The 1,057-nt window shown below is 65.1% G+C and carries 1 protein-coding gene and 2 pseudogenes; all 3 read right to left on the reverse strand.

The features are described 5' to 3' along the window. Positions 1-90: pseudogene (locus tag AC1DYX_RS31425) on the reverse strand (RNA polymerase sigma factor RpoE); the annotation flags it as partial. A 94-nt stretch (positions 91-184) separates the two neighbouring features. Further along, the gene (locus AC1DYX_RS31430) at positions 185-703 is read right to left on the reverse strand and encodes a hypothetical protein (protein WP_477266167.1); all 519 of its coding nucleotides are present in this window, start codon (positions 701-703) and stop codon (positions 185-187) included. A gap of 122 nt (positions 704-825) precedes the next feature. Then, positions 826-1,057, reverse strand: a pseudogene (locus AC1DYX_RS31435) (beta-ketoacyl-ACP synthase II); the annotation flags it as partial.

A 1,057-nucleotide genomic window follows, 5' to 3' on the forward strand; every position in this document is an offset into this window, starting at 1 on the left:
GTATTTCGCCACCAGCAGGTCGAACGCCCGGCGATCGCCCGCCTGGACGCGCTCAACCAGCAGTTGATCACATTCGCGTTCGGTCGTCACTGCAATGCCCCGTTGGCTGCGGCGGCGTCCCTGTGTGTGGAAACGTGGAAATCCCGTTGGGCGCTGACGACATGTGCGCCGGGGTGACGTTTCCTTAAGAGTTGGTCCGCTGCAATATGTTCGTCGTGTCTACGCATCCTTCGTCTGCATTTCCGCGCCGGCCGACCACTGCCAGCGCGACGGCCAGCGCACGCCAGGCCTCGGCGTCGACGCTGTCGCGCCACACGGCCACGACCCGCGGCCTCGCGCCCGGCACCGCATGCCGCAGCAACATCAGCATCGGCCAGACGACCGAGCCCGGCAGCAAAACCGCCCGGACGCCCTGTCGAGCGTCCCACGCCGGAGCGTCGCCCACGCCCTGTTGTACCGTTACGCGCAAGTCGCCGGTTCCAGAAATATCAATCCGGTGCGTCTTTGCCGGCCCCTCCACCGCAGCCAGTACGGCCGCGCCGGCGCCGGCCAGTGCGAGCGCCACGACAGACGGGCACAGGAAACGTTCCGGCGCCAGCAGGCCGACGGCCACTGCCGACGCGCATTGCGCCAGGCCGCAGCCGCCCCACACGAGACGCTGGATGCGCGACGGCCTGACGAGCGCGGACACCGCGATCGACATCGGATGCTTTCAGAGTTGATGGGGGGCGCCGGCCACGTCACGCTTGTGATCGCTCGGCCAGAAAAGACAAACGCCCATCCCTTGGACAGGAATGGGCGTTAAAAAGTTCGGTCAGCTATCGCTTAGATTTTGGCGAAAACCAAAGTACCGTTGGTACCGCCGAAACCGAACGAGTTCTTCACCGCGTAATCGATCTTCATGTCCCGTGCCGTGTTGGCGCAGAAGTCCAGGTCGCATTCCGGATCCTGGTTGAAGATGTTGATCGTCGGCGGCGAGACCTGCTTGTGGATCGCGAGCACGGTGAACACCGACTCCAGGCCACCCGCGCCACCCAGCAGGTGGCCCGTCATCGAC

The organism is Massilia sp. P2_C2, from assembly GCF_056404615.1.

Excerpts from the sequence above, each read along its gene's own strand:
- AC1DYX_RS31430 (WP_477266167.1), bottom strand. The coding sequence starts at position 703 with ATGTCGATCGCGGTGTCCGCGCTCGTCAGGCCGTCGCGCATCCAGCGT.